This window comes from Roseburia sp. AF20-18LB (assembly GCF_003461185.1).
GTDB lineage: Bacteria > Bacillota > Clostridia > Lachnospirales > Lachnospiraceae > Roseburia_C > Roseburia_C amylophila.
In genome coordinates this window covers 11,653-28,771 of the sequence record NZ_QTWP01000014.1, presented here as the reverse complement: position 1 = coordinate 28,771, position 17,119 = coordinate 11,653, and the positions used below count along the sequence as shown (strand labels likewise).

Annotated in this window: 12 protein-coding genes; all 12 read right to left on the bottom strand. The window is 41.1% G+C overall.

The annotated features are described in order from the left end of the window. Window positions 1-62 precede the first annotated feature (62 nt). The 12 genes from DWX65_RS14205 to DWX65_RS14150 all read right to left on the bottom strand — a co-directional run bounded on the left by DWX65_RS14205 (window position 63) and on the right by DWX65_RS14150 (window position 16,883). Window positions 63-971: a TraX family protein gene (locus tag DWX65_RS14205; RefSeq protein WP_118173700.1), complete on the bottom strand. Its 909-nt coding sequence runs from the start codon at window positions 969-971 to the stop codon at window positions 63-65. A gap of 2 nt (window positions 972-973) precedes the next feature. Continuing rightward, window positions 974-1,420: a hypothetical protein gene (locus DWX65_RS14200; protein WP_118173699.1), complete on the bottom strand. Its 447-nt coding sequence runs from the start codon at window positions 1,418-1,420 to the stop codon at window positions 974-976. A 59-nt stretch (window positions 1,421-1,479) separates the two neighbouring features. Next, window positions 1,480-1,845, bottom strand: coding sequence for a hypothetical protein (locus DWX65_RS14195; protein ID WP_158564752.1), 366 nt, complete (start codon window positions 1,843-1,845; stop codon window positions 1,480-1,482). Window positions 1,846-2,019: 174 nt separating this feature from the next. Further along, on the bottom strand, window positions 2,020-2,769 hold the full coding sequence (locus tag DWX65_RS14190; RefSeq protein WP_118173697.1) for a DUF4367 domain-containing protein: 750 nt from the start codon (window positions 2,767-2,769) through the stop codon (window positions 2,020-2,022). Continuing rightward, window positions 2,766-3,308 (bottom strand): RNA polymerase sigma factor, encoded by a 543-nt coding sequence (locus tag DWX65_RS14185; protein ID WP_118173696.1) that lies wholly within the window; start codon window positions 3,306-3,308, stop codon window positions 2,766-2,768. The genes DWX65_RS14190 and DWX65_RS14185 overlap by 4 nt, the downstream gene beginning before the upstream one ends. A 39-nt stretch (window positions 3,309-3,347) precedes the next feature. Then, on the bottom strand, window positions 3,348-4,556 hold the full coding sequence (locus DWX65_RS14180; protein ID WP_118173695.1) for an MFS transporter: 1,209 nt from the start codon (window positions 4,554-4,556) through the stop codon (window positions 3,348-3,350). Beyond that, window positions 4,553-5,029: a YbaK/EbsC family protein gene (locus tag DWX65_RS14175; RefSeq protein ID WP_117698332.1), complete on the bottom strand. Its 477-nt coding sequence runs from the start codon at window positions 5,027-5,029 to the stop codon at window positions 4,553-4,555. Before DWX65_RS14175 ends, DWX65_RS14180 begins: the two co-directional genes overlap by 4 nt. Before the next feature lie 23 nt (window positions 5,030-5,052). Then, window positions 5,053-6,243 carry a [FeFe] hydrogenase H-cluster maturation GTPase HydF gene (gene hydF, locus DWX65_RS14170; protein ID WP_118173694.1) on the bottom strand — a complete coding sequence of 397 codons (1,191 nt, stop codon included), beginning with the start codon at window positions 6,241-6,243 and terminating at the stop codon, window positions 5,053-5,055. Between the two features lie 13 nt (window positions 6,244-6,256). Next, on the bottom strand, window positions 6,257-7,675 hold the full coding sequence (hydG, locus tag DWX65_RS14165) for a [FeFe] hydrogenase H-cluster radical SAM maturase HydG (RefSeq protein ID WP_118173693.1): 1,419 nt from the start codon (window positions 7,673-7,675) through the stop codon (window positions 6,257-6,259). 85 nt (window positions 7,676-7,760) lie between these two features. Then, on the bottom strand, window positions 7,761-8,816 hold the full coding sequence (hydE, locus tag DWX65_RS14160; protein WP_118173692.1) for a [FeFe] hydrogenase H-cluster radical SAM maturase HydE: 1,056 nt from the start codon (window positions 8,814-8,816) through the stop codon (window positions 7,761-7,763). After that, a complete protein-coding gene (locus DWX65_RS14155; RefSeq protein ID WP_022242806.1) occupies window positions 8,806-9,075 on the bottom strand; it encodes a TM1266 family iron-only hydrogenase system putative regulator in 270 nt (89 codons plus the stop codon). The genes hydE and DWX65_RS14155 overlap by 11 nt, the downstream gene beginning before the upstream one ends. A 245-nt stretch (window positions 9,076-9,320) precedes the next feature. Then, window positions 9,321-16,883, bottom strand: a complete 7,563-nt coding sequence (locus tag DWX65_RS14150; protein ID WP_158564751.1) for a GBS Bsp-like repeat-containing protein — start codon at window positions 16,881-16,883, stop codon at window positions 9,321-9,323. Window positions 16,884-17,119 lie beyond the last annotated feature (236 nt).

Here is a 17,119-nt window from a genome sequence, read left to right as displayed (position 1 = left end):
AACTGCTACGCTTAAAAGTCTAACTTTTTGGGGTCACATCACAGCCGATATACCTTTCTTATTTATAATAATTTATAATAACTTATACCATACAATACCAGAAATTGCAGCGGATATGCCGCATAAAACAGCCATTTAAGGCTTTTGCCACGCTTTCCGTTACATGCAAGCATGATTGGCAATGCGCCTATCATCATCCATTGATAGAACTCCGTAAGCAGGGATAAATCCGATGTTCCAAGAGGAATACCCACAAATGAACTGCCAAAATATATGACATCCGCTAATTTATGATAGCCCCAAAAAGAAAACCTGCTCATAATCCGATATAGGATATCTCCCTGGCACATAAACATATACGCCCCACAGAACAGGATATAACGCAGTGCAAGCTTCCACTTGTTCTCTACTGCACAATACAGCCATACTCCCAGCACAATAAAGAACACGCCGCCTTCCGCATCCCAGATTCCACCCAGTAGTGGGAAAATATAATTTGTCCGCAAGACTGTTTGCAACAGCGCATTACCGCGCCATACATAATCAAACGCCTCTGCCAGAATTGCAAGTCCCATTACCATAGCCTGCCAGAAGATATATATTCCAATGTATGTAAAAAACTTTTTCTTCTCTTTCCGGCTTTCCCATATACAGATAAGCACTCCCGCGCAAAACAGGGTTGTAAATATATTATGATTTTTCGGTTGATACGCCACATAGTCCAGTTTTCTCTGCAGCATACACATAATCTGATTAAAAAATACCATTCCGACATTTGCCAGATATAGGCGCAACAAATATTTCTTTCGATTTCTTGTATGTTGGAACCCCACCGCCAGTGCATAGAAAAACAGCGGTGCCGCTAATCTTCCCAGCCACCGAAACCATATAGGCGAGTCCGGAAAGAACTCGCCTATATGGTCCATCAGCATCAAGATTAATGCTATGATTTTGATTGTGAATATGTTCATTTTTACATACCATAAATATATCCGTCAAAATCACTTTTTGGATAGAATTTCAAAGCGTATTCTGCACCTGCATCCATATCCAGAACGGACAAGCTTCTTGTTGCATATGCTGGTACATAAATTGTTTTCTTCACAAAAAAACGTGTTCTAAATTCTACCTTTAATTCCTCATCTCTGTTATTGTTTATTGAAATCCAATATTTTGTTGAGCCAGTTACCCCTTTATTTAAGTACAAGTCACTGCCCTCTGCTTTTCCGGAAAAAGTTTTAGGATTCGATGCACTAGTAACCTCAAATTCTTTCGGCCAATATAACCCTCTTTCTTTTTGGCTTACTGCCACAAGATTCTCTAGTCTAGTTACATCTGCACCTTCTGTTGCAAACGCTGTTGTACACATCATGTATAATGCAAAAACCAATACCCCAATACCACTTACTATTTTTTTCATCCCTTTACCTCTCCTTAATTTTTTCTTTTCTATAAAAAAATAACTTTCTCCCTTTACTGCTAATAGGTGACTGTACTGCTATATGTTGTTATTGTTTCACCATTCACAGTATAAACTGCACGTACACGATAATTTCCTCTTGTGCCAGCGACGTAACTCTTGAACAAAACCAAATCATAACCTGTTGTAGAATCAAACCAGCTTGTTACATCTGACCAACTTGTACCTGACCGTCTCTGTAAGGTCATAGTAACTGATATAGATGCTTTTAATTTTGCATATACTTCAGCTGTTGCATTAAATGTAGAACCATTTAGCTTCAACCCCGTACTATAGGATGAAATATTGGCATATCTTGCTTCTGCTATTTTGTCTACACAGCTATCCACACCTGCTCCATACACTACGGTGCTACCACCAGTCATACACATGCAAAGACATAATGCACAAACAATACTCAGGATTTTCTTTTTTAATATTTTTCTTTTCATTACAAAACCTCCTTTCCACCTGTTCTACTTATGTAACAACCGAAAAAGAGGTTTTATGACAATTCCTTCCAATTTTTTTATTTTTTCAACAACATTTTATTTCACTTACTATTTTATTGTTTCTGCCATCCTAACTAATTCTTCTTTTGTGAAATCTCCTCCAATTATATAAAGATACTTTCCATCTTCCCAAACTAGATTTCCTCTTTCTCCATCCAGTTTATCATCCGGGATAAAATATCCTTTGACATTCTCAATCATAACTTCCTGCTGTTCATTTCCATTAGAACTAATCCCCAAATTATTCCCTATATCATTGCGCATTTGACGATACCACAAAAATTTTCCACCGTTTTCTATGTAACCTTGTATATATTCCTCTATATTTTCGTAATACTCCTCTCTTTCCAGCGTATACCCTTCCGGCACCCACTGCGGTTTCTTGCAGACAAATTCAAAATCTTCCTCTGAATCCGGTTCAGTACCAATCTCCATTGTGTTCTTCTCGTTGTCCTCTATTGCCACCATTTCCAGATTCTCCGGTTCGCCCAGATTCAGTTGCACATGGTCGGTATACCCGGTCAGAATATATTTTCCGAGCAGACTCTGGAAAAAACTTCTGCCCGTTACGGTTGTTCCGAGAATCAATATAAGTACTGCCACAACCATAATGACACGCCGTCTGCCATGCACCGGATAAAGTGCTGGTATCGTGCGTTTTCCCATGCCCGGTTGTAGCAGCACTTTTATTTTCTTTCGAAATGTCCTTGAAAAGCGATGCTTTGGTGCAGCCATTGCGTGCTTATAATCTGCCTCACACGACAATGTGATGGCATCCTTCAGTTCCTGTTCTGTCATAATGAATTCCCCTTCTCTAACTTTTCCTGCAGTTTCTTCCTTGCCCTGCTGGAAATGTGTCTTGCATTGTCAACTGTTGTATCAAGAGCAGTTGCAATTTCTTCATAGCTCAATTCATTATAATATCGTAAATATAATACGTCCTTATATGGATATTTCATTCTGCCGATAAGTTCTGACATGCTGCTGCCATCCGGAAGTTCAAAGAATTCTCCGTCTCCCTGAGACTCCTGCAGCAGATTTTCAATCGTATCCTCGTCCATCTTGCTTTCGCGGTTCCGCCTACGATATACATTAATTGCTCTGCTCTTAACTATAGTAACAATATAATTCCACGCTTTATGACAGTTTTCACGAGAAATTTTATCTAAATTATTTATAATTGCAATATAGCTTTCCTGCACAGCATCTTCCGCATCTGCAGAATTCTTTAAAATTCCATATGCCACATGGTACATTGCAGAGTCAAACTGCTCACTCAACTTCCTGCAAAATTCCCTGTCCTCTTCATTTTCGATTAGTTCAAGTAACTGAAACATAACACGCTCCCATTTCCTCTGCTGTACTTTTTCCGACGCTTATGCCGTTTTCTTTGTTAAAAGTTCATGCATGATTACCATTACAACTAGTATTGCAAATAAATAGCACGGCAGCAGTGCCACAGAAATCCTGCTGGCAAGCACGCCAAACAGCGGCGGCATCGCCAATATTCCAATATAGGCAAATGCCATCTGCACACCAATGATTGCCTGGGATTTGTCTGCGCCAAAATGTGCTGGTGTGGAATGAATGACACAAGGATAAATCGGCGCACAGCCCAGTCCTATGAGAATCAGACCTGCCAGTGCCAATACATTGCTTCCTGGAAGCACCATTGCCATTATTCCAAGGACAATAATACTCTGTCCCAGCCGCACCATCTGTGTATCATTTAATTTCATTGTGATAAAGCCACTTATGGCGCGCCCAACCGTTATTCCAATATAAAAGAGACTTGCAAAGATTGCTGCTGTTTCGCTTGACACACCTTTATGTAAAGTCAGATAACTGCTTGCCCATAATCCGGCGGTCTGCTCCAGTGCGCAGTAACAGAAGAAGCAAAGCATCACTTCTTTGGCTCCTGCAATTTTTAAGATTTCACGGAGTGACAAAGCCTTTTCTGCTGTTGTGTCAGCTTTTTCTGATGCATTCTCCAGTAACTGTTCCATTTCTGCATTCTGCAAATTTTCGATCGGACTTTTCCGCCCTTTCCACAATGGAAGACTGAAAACAAGCACTGCAGTCAACACAACCTGAATGATTCCAATATATCGATAGCCCATATTCCAGCCCTGTCCCATGGAAAGTGCGATTCCCATGATGTAAGGACCTGCCGTTGCTCCAACACCCCACATACAATGGAGCCAGCTCATATGGCGGCTTTCATAATGTAATGCCACATAATTGTTTAAAGACGCATCTACACTTCCTGCACCAAGACCATAGGGAATTGCCCACAGACACAATGCCCAGAAGGAGTGGGAAAAAGAGAATCCAAACAAAGCCACCGCCGTTGCAGCTACGCTGATTGCAGTTACTTTTCCGGTTCCAAGCTTCTTCGTAAGTCTGTCACTTTGCAGGCTGGATACAATTGTTCCGGCGGATATAATCATGGAAATAATTCCCGCATAGGAAATCGGCACGCCAAACTGCTGATACATGGTCGGCCAGGCGGAACCAAGAAGGGAATCCGGCAGTCCCAGACTGATAAATGCGAGATAAATAATTGCCAGTAATAATTGTGTCATGCTTGCTGTTCCTCCTTGCAGATATTCACCCATTCCTGATATCCGGAACACTGTTCCAGTTCCGGGATTGTCAGCTCAATGGCGCTGTTTCCACTGCCACATGCCGGAAATACTGTTTCAAATTTTTTCAGGCTTTCATCGAGATATACTTTTATACCCTCTTTGATTCCAAAAGGGCAGACTCCGCCAACGGCGTGTCCGATATAGTCTTCCACTGCCGCTGCCGGAATCATTTTTGCTTTGGTTCCGAAGGTTGTCTTATATTTGTGGTTGTCGATTCTGGCATCTCCTGCAGCTACAATCAGAATCGGCTGTTCTCCCACCAGAAAAGAAAGCGTCTTTGCAATACGCTCCGGCTCACAATGAAGTGCTTCTGCTGCCAGTTCCACTGTCGCACTGGATTCTGCCAGCTCCATAATCCGCTCCTCCATTCCAAATTCTTTTAAATATGCTCGCGCGCGTTCGATTGACATAGTTACGCTTCCTTTCATCATTTCTAATAGCTGATTTTATCAAGAATTCCAGACAGATATGCAATGGCAACACCATAGTTGCTCATTGGAACTTTCTGTTCTTTTGCACGTTCAATTCTCGTCATGACATATTTTTTATTAAACATACAGGCTCCGCACTGAATTATTATATCATAATTAGATAAGTCTTTTGGGAAATCTGTTCCGCTGACGATATCCACTGTCAGTCCTGCTCCGATACGTTTTCTCAGCATATTCGGAATTTTCTCCCTGCCGATATCCTCTTTCAGTGGTGCATGGGTGCAGCATTCTGCAATCAGTACCTTTGATTCTTCCGTAAGACTGCTAATGGCTGCTGCGCTCTCTTTGTAGTAAGCGAAATCTCCCTTGTACTCTGCAAATAATACGGAAAATGAGGTCAGAAGACTTTCCTGTGGCTTCTTATCATATACTGTACGGAAAACCTGGGAGTCGGTAATAATAAGCTTCGGTGGTCGCGCCAGCGCCGCCAGCGTATCCTCTAACTTATCCGTTGTGCAGCTCATTACCAGACATTTATGATCCAGCAAATCACGGATGGTCTGTACCTGTGGCAGAATCAGTCTGCCCTTTGGTGCCTGGATATCCTGCGGCATAACAAGAAGGACCAAATCTCCTTCTTCTACCAGTGCTCCGGTTATGGTTTCTTCACCATAATCATCCGGCACAAGTCTTATTAATTCTTCTTTAAATTTTTCTATATCTTCCTTGCTTTTCGAGCTGATAACAAGAATTTCCTGTTTTGTCTCTTCCTTAAGCTGTGCTGCTATGGAATCTGAATCTGTCAGTGTATCCGCTTTGCTCAGTACACATAAGATCGGTGTATGCTTTTCTTTAAAATAGTGGAACCATTCTAACTCTGCCTGATATTCCTCCCCGGAAAACAATAGCACCGCAATATCCGTTTTCTCTGCGGCTTTTTCCGTCTTCTCTACACGCATTTTCCCCAGTTCGCCTACATCATCCACTCCCGCCGTGTCAATAAATACACACGGACCGATACCATGCACCTCCATCGGCTTGTAGACGGGATCCGTTGTAGTTCCAGCTACATCCGATACAATTGCTACCTGCTGTCCGGTAAATGCATTAATCAGAGAAGATTTTCCGCTGTTTCTTTTGCCATAAAAACCGATATGTATCCGGTTTGCACCTGGTGTTTCATTCAATGACATCGCTAAAGACCTCCTAGAATCTGAAATCGCGCTGTCCTTCCTCAATTTCTTTCAGATGACGTTTTGCAATTTCTCTTGTTTTTTCATTTGGTACTTTCTCTATCTCCTTAGTAATCAACGCTTCTCCGATTTTTCTGGTATCTTCAGAAGCATAATCAATCAAATATTCCTTCAATGTCATCAGTGCATTCGGATGACAGCAGTTTAAAATCTGCTGGTTCTTGCACAGACTCATGAAACGGTCTCCCGTTCTTCCCTCACGATAGCATGCGGTACAGAAGCTTGGGATATAACCCATATCCATCAGCCAGTGTACTACCTCATCCAGAGTTCTGGTATCGCTGACATCAAACTGCTCGGAACGCTCGTCTTCCGGCTCCGGATGATCATAGCCACCTACGGAAGTCTTGGAACCACCACTAATCTGGGATACACCAAGGCGGATAACTTTTTCACGTACCGCCTGGCTCTCTCTGGTAGAAATAATCATTCCGGTATATGGAACTGCCACACGGATACATGCACAGATTTTTGCAAAAATATCATCACTGATGCCGTTGTCGAATACATCCGGATCAATGTCATCGGCACGTTTGATTCGTGGCACGCTGATGGTATGTGGTCCTACACCATGCACTGCCTCCAAATGTTCTGCATGCATCAGAAGTCCTGCAAATTCATATTTGTAAAGTTCCAATCCAAAAAGTACACCTAAGCCAACATCATCGATGCCGCCTTCCATAGCACGGTCCATGGCTTCGGTATGATATGCATAATCATGCTTTGGTCCGGTTGGATGTAATTTTTCATAGCTTTCTTTATGATAAGTTTCCTGAAAAAGAATGTAAGTTCCGATTCCGGCCTCTTTTAATTTCCGGTAATTTTCTACGGTTGTTGCAGCAATATTTACATTAACACGACGAATTGCACCGTTTTTGTGCTTAATACTGTAAATGGTCTTAATACACTCTAAGATATATTCGATTGGGTTATTCACCGGGTCTTCGCCTGCTTCAATTGCCAGACGTTTGTGTCCCATATCCTGTAATGCCGTTACTTCCTGACGTACTTCATCCTGTGTCAGTTTCTTCCGGGCAATATGCTTATTTTTTCCATGGTACGGACAATACACACATCCATTGATACAGTAATTGGACAGATATAATGGTGCAAACATTACAATACGATTTCCATAGAAATCTTTCTTAATCTGTTCTGCAAGGTCATATACTTCCTGGATTTTCTCTTCGTTCTCGCAGGCCAGCAATACTGATGCTTCTCTGTGAGTAAGCCCTTTCCGTAATTTTGCCTTTGCAATGATTTCGTCAATAAGGGCAAGATTGTCCTTATTTGCCTCAGCATATGCCAGAGTCTCTTCAATCTCTTCGTGGCAGATAAATTCTTCTGCCTTTAATGATGCTTTGTTATACATAATATTTCCTTTCTTCCGGGTCAGAAGCTCTTTCCCGTTGGTTATTATATGGTGATTTAAGAAATACCTCTTGTATTTCCTTTATTTATATAAATGGTGAATCTCCTCTTGAGACCACCAGTTTATATCCAATGGATTCCATACGGTTGCCAAGACATCCACGGCATTCTGCTGCCTCTTCCCCGGTACAGATTTTATTATCGTAAAGGGCATACTTCTTCCGCACCTTTACCGGTGACAGATTCGGCATTACCACATTTCCTCCTGCTAAAATGCCAAGCTCCCTGCCCCTTGAATGGATAGTTCCCAATGCTGTAGTTGCCGGAAGCAATACCTTCGGCAGCATCAGGCGGATAATTGCCAGTAAAAACAGCGTCATCTCAAGACTTCCCGGCTCCATCTCTCCAAACGGCGTATCCTTTTGCGGAATAAACGGGCCGATTCCTACCATATGCGGATTGAATGCTTTCATAAAGGCAAGGTCTTCCACCAGATTATCTATGGTCTGATAAGGAGAACCTACCATAATGCCACACCCCACCTGATAACCGATTTCCTTTAAGGTATACAGGCACTGCTTGCGGTTTTTAAGAGACATTTCTGCCGGATGGAGCTTCCCATAATGGGCTTCATTCGCAGTCTCATGACGTAATAAATAGCGGTCTGCTCCTGCCGTATAAAGTCTTTCATAGCTCTCCCGGCTCCGCTCTCCTAAGGACAGTGTAATGGCACAGTCCGGGTAAGCAGCTTTTATCTTATGAAGTAAATCTTCCAGTAAATCATCTGTGTAGTAGCCGTCTTCGCCACCCTGCAGGACAAAGGTACGAAACCCTAATGCATAACCACTTTCACAGCAGGATAGGATTTCTTCTTCACTCAGGCGGTAACGTTCTGCATTCTGATTGCTTCTTCGGATGCCGCAATAGATGCAGTCATTCTTACAGTAATTGGATATTTCAATCAGTCCTCTGGTATAGACTTCATTTCCAAATGTCTCTTTCTGTCTTTTTCTCGCCAGTTCAAAGCCGTACTCTGCAATTTCTTTATCGGTATGCAGTTCTAATAATTCTTTATATTCTGCCTCTGTAAGCTGAGTATCCTGATACAGCTTATTAAACAACTCTTTTCCTCTATTCTTCATGTCTGGTCACCACACTGGAATATGCTGTTTTTACACTGATTCCCGGTAATTTTCCGATTTTACCGGTCAGTGCACTGATGGTATCCTGCGGTGCATCGATTGCTATACTTACGATATTTATGCCTCTCTCCCGGTATGGAATTCCCATTCTTCCGATAATATAAGCTGCATATTCATGTAAAATTTCATTTAATGCTCCGACTGATTCGTCCTTTTCTATTACAATGCCGATTACAGCCACTCTGGTATCTGCTGCCATATCTTCGTTCCTCTTGTTTCTCTGAATCAATACAATTTCAACGCTTATTTTACGTTTTTAGTATAAGAGATTTATTTTTGAATTACAATTGTTAAGCCCTGGTTTTATGCGTATTTATTGTATTTTTTTACATACTTATAGTCATTAGGCAATACATAGCCATCTTTCGCCTTATAAAGTCGAAAAATCAAGAGACGGAATAAAACTATTCCATCCCTTGATTTATATTATTCTCACAATATTTTTTATTCTTTCCAATCTGCACAGCCCATGTAGTAATTGTAATACACTCGCAAATCTTCTTTTTCAGATTTATCAGTATAATCCTTGTATATACACTTACTTTCCGAATGCATACTAGAACTTTCCAATTTATTTTCTAAATCCCAATTATATATGCTTGCTTCATTCCCACCCAAGACACCTGCTTCATTTATACTCTGTAATTTAGGCAATGCACTACCATGAGTTGTACTCTTATTTCCAGCATATCCAAATTTTTGTTTTACTGCTATACTTCGTCTATAATAATAATCGTAATTATAAAATTTATGATGAGGATTTCCAAACTTGGTTTCTGTAATGGCTGCATACTGCATGTCATATCCTCCACCATTTACATAAATTTGCGCATAATAGATACCCCTATTAGCATTATGATTTCGAATATCTACATGTACGATAAATGTATCTCCATCAACTCTAGTAGCTTCATACCATGCTATATCTGACTGATCTGCTTTTGTCCATACCGGAGTTATAATGGATGTCACAAAACTTGGCACTTGGTCAATCAAAATGTCAAACGTTCCTGTCACGATATTTTTATTCTGAATTAATACATTAAAGGATATCTGCGGGCGTACAATTTCAAAAGTTGTTGTAACGGCACCCTTATAGTCACCTATACCAGTAATCGTTACATATGCTGTTCCAACTGCCATATTATTACGATAAGATAGTTTATAGTCTACATTTTCCTCTAACTTCTTTCTGCCATCCTTTACAACAACTGGTGGTGTCTGTAGATTTCCATTGTAATTTAGGGATGCAACCGGAAGAACCGTACAGTTGTCAATGCTCTTTTCTTTAATTGCAAACGTTACAACTTTCTCACCAGAATATACTCCCATACCGGAAATGATTACCCTGGCAGTTCCCACATTTCTATTGTTACTGTAGCTTACCGTATAATCAACATCTTCTGTTAATACCTTGCTTCCCATCTTAACGACCGGAACCGGCTTATAAGTCTGTCCGGTATACTGCTCTGAAGCAGGGATTCCGGTAACTATTGCCTTGGATAAGCTGTTGCTGATTTTGAATTTCTTAACAATTGTTCCGGTATAATACTGGGTCAGCGGACGCACAGTAATGGATGCATCGCCTGCCAGCTCATTATTTGCATACGTTGTTTCATAATCTTCATTCAGCGTTAAGGTATTGCCACCACATGCCACATGGATAGACGGACATATCGGGCTTCCGGTATAAAGCTGTTCCGGAACACTGTCAATAATTGCATCCTCAAGGCTTGCCACAATATTGAAGTAAACGCGCTTGGTCTCATCATAGTTGCCAAGTCCTTTAATTACTACCCATGACTCTCCTGCCCTTAAGTTGTTGCCATTGACAACCTGATAATCCTTCCCTTCTACCAAAAGCTTTCCATTGTCATAAATCGTCAGTGCCGGGCGGATGTAATTGCCGGTATACTTCTGATCCGGGATTGCTTCTGCCACAGCATTTCCAATATCATGCTTGGTAATCTTATAGTATACCGTAATGCTGTCTTTGTAGTTACCGCTTTCGGTTGCAGTTACCGTTGCACTTGCGGTTCCGATTGCTGTGTTGTTCTCATAGGTTACTTCATACTGGGAAGAATCAATGGTTAATCCGGTAGAAGTATCTTTTAAAGTAAGTACCGGTTTAATCTCACTTCCGGTATAATCTACGTTATCGGTTCCGGTAATCTCAATATCTGCAGAAGTAAGTGACTTTCTTGCAATCTGATATGGATATACAGCTGTTCCTACATATCCGGTCTGGTCATTTTCCGTACCAACGATTCCAACATATACTGTTCCAGCATGAATCAGGTCAATGGCACTTGCTTCCGTCGTACAATCTTTATCAATATAGTATTTTACGATGTAATCTTCGTTTTCTGTCAGATAGCTTCCGGTCTTATTGAACTTCACCTGAATATTCTTCGGCTTGGTATCAAGACCGTTATATACAGTATCGGAAATTCCGGTTACCGTTAAAGTATCATTGGAAAGTAAGGTACCGATGGTAAACTTCTCAATTCGTGTTCCACTGTAGTTACCCTGTCCGGTTACTTTAATCCATGCGGTTCCCACCTGACTGTTATTGGTAGAATATTCATAAGTAAAGTCTGTTCCATTTACCAGTGCTACAATTCCATTTTCCGAATTATCTTTCAGGCTGATATTCGGTGTATAAGTAGTACCCTGAATATAAGGATAGTTCCGGTTTGCCGGGTCAAATCCTGTATCAGAAGCATCGGATAACGCCGCACTGATATTTTCAGAAGAAAGATCCCTTGCCAGAATAGAGAACGGAATTGTCTTGCTTCCGGTATAGTTGGTGGTATCCTTCGGAGTAATCTGAACAAACGGTCCGGAAGTTCCATTTGCATCTTTTACAGCTTCATTATTAAAGTAAGCTGCCGTATAATCCACATTGCGAACCAGCGGTTCTGCACTGGTGGATGTCATATAAACATTTAATTCCGGTTCATACTTGGTTTTTAATGGTACATACTGTGGATCTTCTATTTTAGAGTATACTAAATCCTCAACATTTTTCTTTAAAATGTTAAACTCTACAGTTGCAGCTCCGGTACAGCTTGCCACACCGTGGATTGCTGCATATGGCGCATTTGCCCCGCCGGCGTTCGCTGCATTGATATTATTGCGATACTCATCCACCACATAATCCGTGTCTAACGTAAGGGTCTGTTCTTTGTTATTTTCATCATTAAATGTTAATTTAATTTCAGGTTCCTGCGCCTCACCATTGTAGGTTACGTCAGCAATTGTCTTGCTTACCGTAGACAAATCACGTTTTGTAATGGTAAATGTCTTAGTCAGTGTTCCCTTGTAATTGCCCTTACCGATTACAGTAATGGTCTCGGTTGCACCTGCCGGTGCACTGGATGGATTATCTGCATCCGTCTGGTAATACACACTATAGTTTGCCGGATCAATTACTTCTGAACCGCCAATCTTCTTAATGACCAAAGAATCCGGCTTAATTAGCTTACCGGTATAAACATAGCTGTCCGCAATTCCGGTAATCTCATAATCTTCCATATGAATGGAATCAATGGTAAATGCTTTCGCCTTGGTGGTTCCCATCAATTTACCGTTTGCTGTTGCCTGAATGACTACACATGGTCCGTTCTCGCCATTTGCTGCTGCAACTGCAGTATTCTTACGATAAGTTACCGTATAATCTTTTCCTTCTTCCAAGGTATCAAAGGTAGAACCGGTTAATGCATATTTCACAACCGGAACCGGTCTGATTTCCTGTCCGGTATAGGAGAATACATCTCCACCTAAGTCAATACTTAAATCATCACTGCCCAGGTCGTATTTAATCGCAAACTTCGCCGATTTCTCACCACTGAAATAAGTTCCGGTTCCCTCAATCGTTACGGTCGGGTCAGTCAGTGAAACAGATTTACCGTTTACAATGCTCTTAATGTTGTAGTCTGTTCCAAGTGCCAAAGTCTTGCCATCACATACCACAGTCATATTTTCAATTGGCTGTGTGGTTGTATTGTATTCGCTTCCAGTATATTTCTGTGCCGGAATCGTAATCTCAGCATCTTCAATTTTACCGGTAATTGCAAAATTCGCAACATAGCTGCCTACCCAGTGATTCTTCTCAATTCCGGTAATGAGTACACTGGCCTGCCCTGGAACCGTATTATTTCTATAAGACACGCTGTAATGTGTTCCCTCTATCAGACGTTCCTGGGTATCGCTGCCTTTTACATACACGGTAACGGTAGGTTTCATTCCGCCGGATGCTGCCTGTGCCTTATCATACTCAATGGTATCATAGCTTAACTTCACTTCAATCTGGTCAGCAGAATTATTCATATCTCCATCATAGTAGAAGTAACTATTCTTGGTTCCCTTAAAGTTACCGGTTCCTTCAATGGTAATATCCTGCTGTCCTACTTTAAATTTATCTACCTGGGTCGGAGTATAGGTATAATCTACGCCAGGCTGCAGTGTATATGAATATTCTCCAATTCCGGACTCATTTGGAAAACTCTGTGTTACTGTGAAATCCGGAATACTCTTTTTAAAAATGTAACTCATTCCCTGTAAAGATACGCCTACACCATCAATACTCTTCCGCTGAATAATAAACTGGTTCGAACCTGCAATCTTATCTGCAGTATAATCTGCGCTTTCCAATACACCACAGTAGTTTCCAATACCCTGGATTCTTACATAAGTCGTGCCGGCATTGGTTTTTTCTGCGACTGTTGCTACATTCTGATAATCCTCATCCGAATATACTTCAAACTGATAATCCTTATTCGTTGACAATAAGCTGGAAGAATCTCCATAGCTTACTTTTACGGAAGGAGTCAGTACTTTATTGGCATAAACCGGACTATTTACATCTACCCGGAGTTTGCTTAATTCGTTGATATCCTTCTGATTAATGGTATAGCTTACGGTTGTTGTTCCTGTATAGTTGCTGTTTTCTGCCGCCTTTAAGGTCAGAGTTGCAATTCCCGCATTGATTGCATTTTCACTGCTTTCAATACTGTATTCCTTATCGGTCAGAATATAGCCATTGGTGGTAGGGTACTGTAATACAACACCATCTCCGTCTGCGGTAGTAGAAATTACAACTTTCTGCTCAATTCCATTATATGTATAAGTTCCATTTACTCTTGCATTCAGTTCAGATATATCTTTCTTTGCAATGACTGCATATCCGGAAATATCTCCATAATACTGACCCTTGCCGGATACTACGAAGTAAATCGTCCCCGCATTGATAAATGCCTCATTTGTCTCAGAGCTTACAACATTCTTATGTGCTGCATCACTATAGAAGGAAATGCTATAGGACGACGGATCCGGAATTGCATCCATCATCTTTGTCTCAATTGCCTGAATCATTTCATCCTTATGGGAATTGCGGTTATAGGTTCCACCGGAAATATTAAATGCCGGCACAACGGTCGCAATATTTGCTCCAATAAAGAATGTGGTTGTTGCGGTTCCGGTATAATTCTTACCGTCTACCGCTTTGATTCTGACATATACTTTTCCGGAATTCTTATGTTCTGAAACCTGTTTACATAATTCATCGTCATAATATCCTTCAACTTCATAATCCACGCCTGCAACCAGTACACGGTTTCCATCAGATACACTGATACCCGGCTCCACTGCTTCTCCGGTATAACCGCAGTTGCTTGCAGTTACGGTCAGCGTGCTCATGTTCTTTGGTGTGATTTTATAAGAAGTACGGATACTTCCGCCTAAATTAGCATAAGTTCCAAGACCGCTGATTAATACATAATAAGTACCTGCGTCCACCGGCTCTGCAATGACCTTCTTGTATGCAGAATCCGTAAAATAAGTAACCTTAAAGTCTTCGCCCTGTACCAGGCCTTTGGCACCGTTATTATCAGTAATACGGATTGCCGGTACCTGCATGCTGCCATTGTATTCAAAGGTAACCTGTGTCGGATCATAGTTTGCAGAACCTGCAACGATATTACACTCGCATTCATTTAACTTTCTTGGCACAATACTGAAAGTTCCACGGTTCACGCCACCCTCTGCCAGTGCATAATCTCCAGTCAGTCTGATATAAGCCTTTGCATTGTTGGTTCCAATTTCGATGTTATCTTCACAGGAAACCACTTCTACATACTGGCTGTCCAAGGTGACATTTTTACTACCTTCGGTATAATAAACGGTAATATTTGCAGGATCCGGCACAACAGCACTACCGGTATAAGTCTGGTCTGTAATTACAATATCTGTCGGGCTGATGTTCTTTGGCTTAATCATATAAGTATATACTCTTTCGCCTCCGGCATAGTTACTGCCATCCAGACCGGTTATCTTAAGATAATAGGTTGCTGCATGAATCAGTTCCTGTACGCCCGTAGTCTCTTCCTTATCGTCTGCCGGCTTGGTACATTCCGGGTCACGATAAACAGCATAGTCAAAATCCGTTCCTTTTTTCAAAGCATTCCCCTCATCATCGGTTGCTGTCAGGGATAATACTTTGCTCTTGCCGTCAAAGAAGCTGGAATAACTGGTATCTTTATTAATGACACCTGCTTCTGTTCCGTTGATTGCCAGCTTAAAGGTACATTTATCTAAAGATTTTGCTACAATATCAAAATAAATCGGCTCTGCCTTGGTTCCAAGGTCTCCTTCGTAGTAATCCAGTCCGGTTACCTTCACATAATATCTTCCAATAGAAGTCGGTTCAGGTACAGTCTTGGTATACTCCGCATCTTTATAATAAGTAATCTTATATCTGGAATCACTGATGACATCACCGGATGTATTGGAGACGGTAATGTTTGGCACATTTTTCTTGCCATTGTATTCCAGTTCATTTTTATCCAATACTGCTTTGCCAAGCTTGTCATAGATCTCAAAGTTGATAAATGCGTTTCCGGTTAAATTTCCGGTTCCGGTAATAATCAGGTTATTGGTTCCGGTCTGTCCTGCAGTAGTTTCATTTCGGTATGCCACGTTGTAGTTGCCGGCAGGAATCTCAACGCCATTCAACTTCACTACTACCTCATTGGTCATATCCGGTTTACTATTCTTTACATAATAATATTTATCACTCTTTAAGGAAACACTGATGCCTGCTGCACTTAAATCTGCCTTGCCAATCAGGAAATTAAAGGTCTTGCTGCCCCGGTACAGAGAAGAAGAATTCGCTGTTACTGTCATCTTCGCTGTTCCGGCATTGGTATTATCTGCCCAGCTTGTGGTATAGTCAGACGCCTGGATTCCTGCGGAATTCTGACTGTCTACCAGTGTAAATTCCGGTCTCTGTGCGGTTCCGGTATAAGTAGAATCGCTCAGTCCATTGGAAACAGTTACAGAATCTGCTCCAATATTATAGTAAATATTGTAACGGTTCTCTGTAATTGTTCCAGAAAATGTATAGTTACTGCTGCTCTTTAATACAATTTTAAAGGAATGTGTTCCTACTGTGGTATTGCTTCCGGATGTATATTCTACGTTATAATCATCTGCTGAAAGGTTTACCATGGTAGAAGTACCGCTTATGATACCATACACCCCTGTAATCGTCGGTAATACATCACTTCCTGTATAATATACATATCCGTCTTCACCGGTTCCTTCCACCCCTTTATAATTAACACCGATATAGCTTAACTTCTGCTGTGCAATCGTAAAGCTCTTGGTGGTCTGCCATCTGTGGCTGTCTCCGATACCAACGATATCAATATATGCTGTTCCTGCGCTGGTATTATTACGGTAATAAACGGAGTAATCCTCTTTTTCTTTCAAAGTTTCTCCAGCAATCTGGACCGTAACTGCCGGCTTAACCTCCTGTCCGGTATAAGTATAGGTATCATTTCCGGTTGCAGTTGCACCATTTGCATCCGCTCCTAATGTAATGCTTCCATTGCCTGGAAATGCATCCGCCGCCTCTGCCGGTATTGCCGGAAGAACGCCTGCAATCATACAAACACTTAAAACTAATACCAGTATTCTTTTTCCAACATCCTTGTACTTACGCATAGAACCTCTCCTTGTTGCTTGTTGTTTCCTCATCTTTTTATCTTTACTATATTCCTTTTGCTTTTCAGATTCAAGAGTAACCCTTTTTTCTAAAAAAGCGCAGAAAAAGACACTTCTAAACCTTTTATCGACCGGAAGTTACTTTTTCTTTATATTTTCCAGCGGATTTTTTCATTTTTTAGAAAATCTTTTTCAGAAAATTAACACTTGACATTTTATACTACCACTGTTACCAT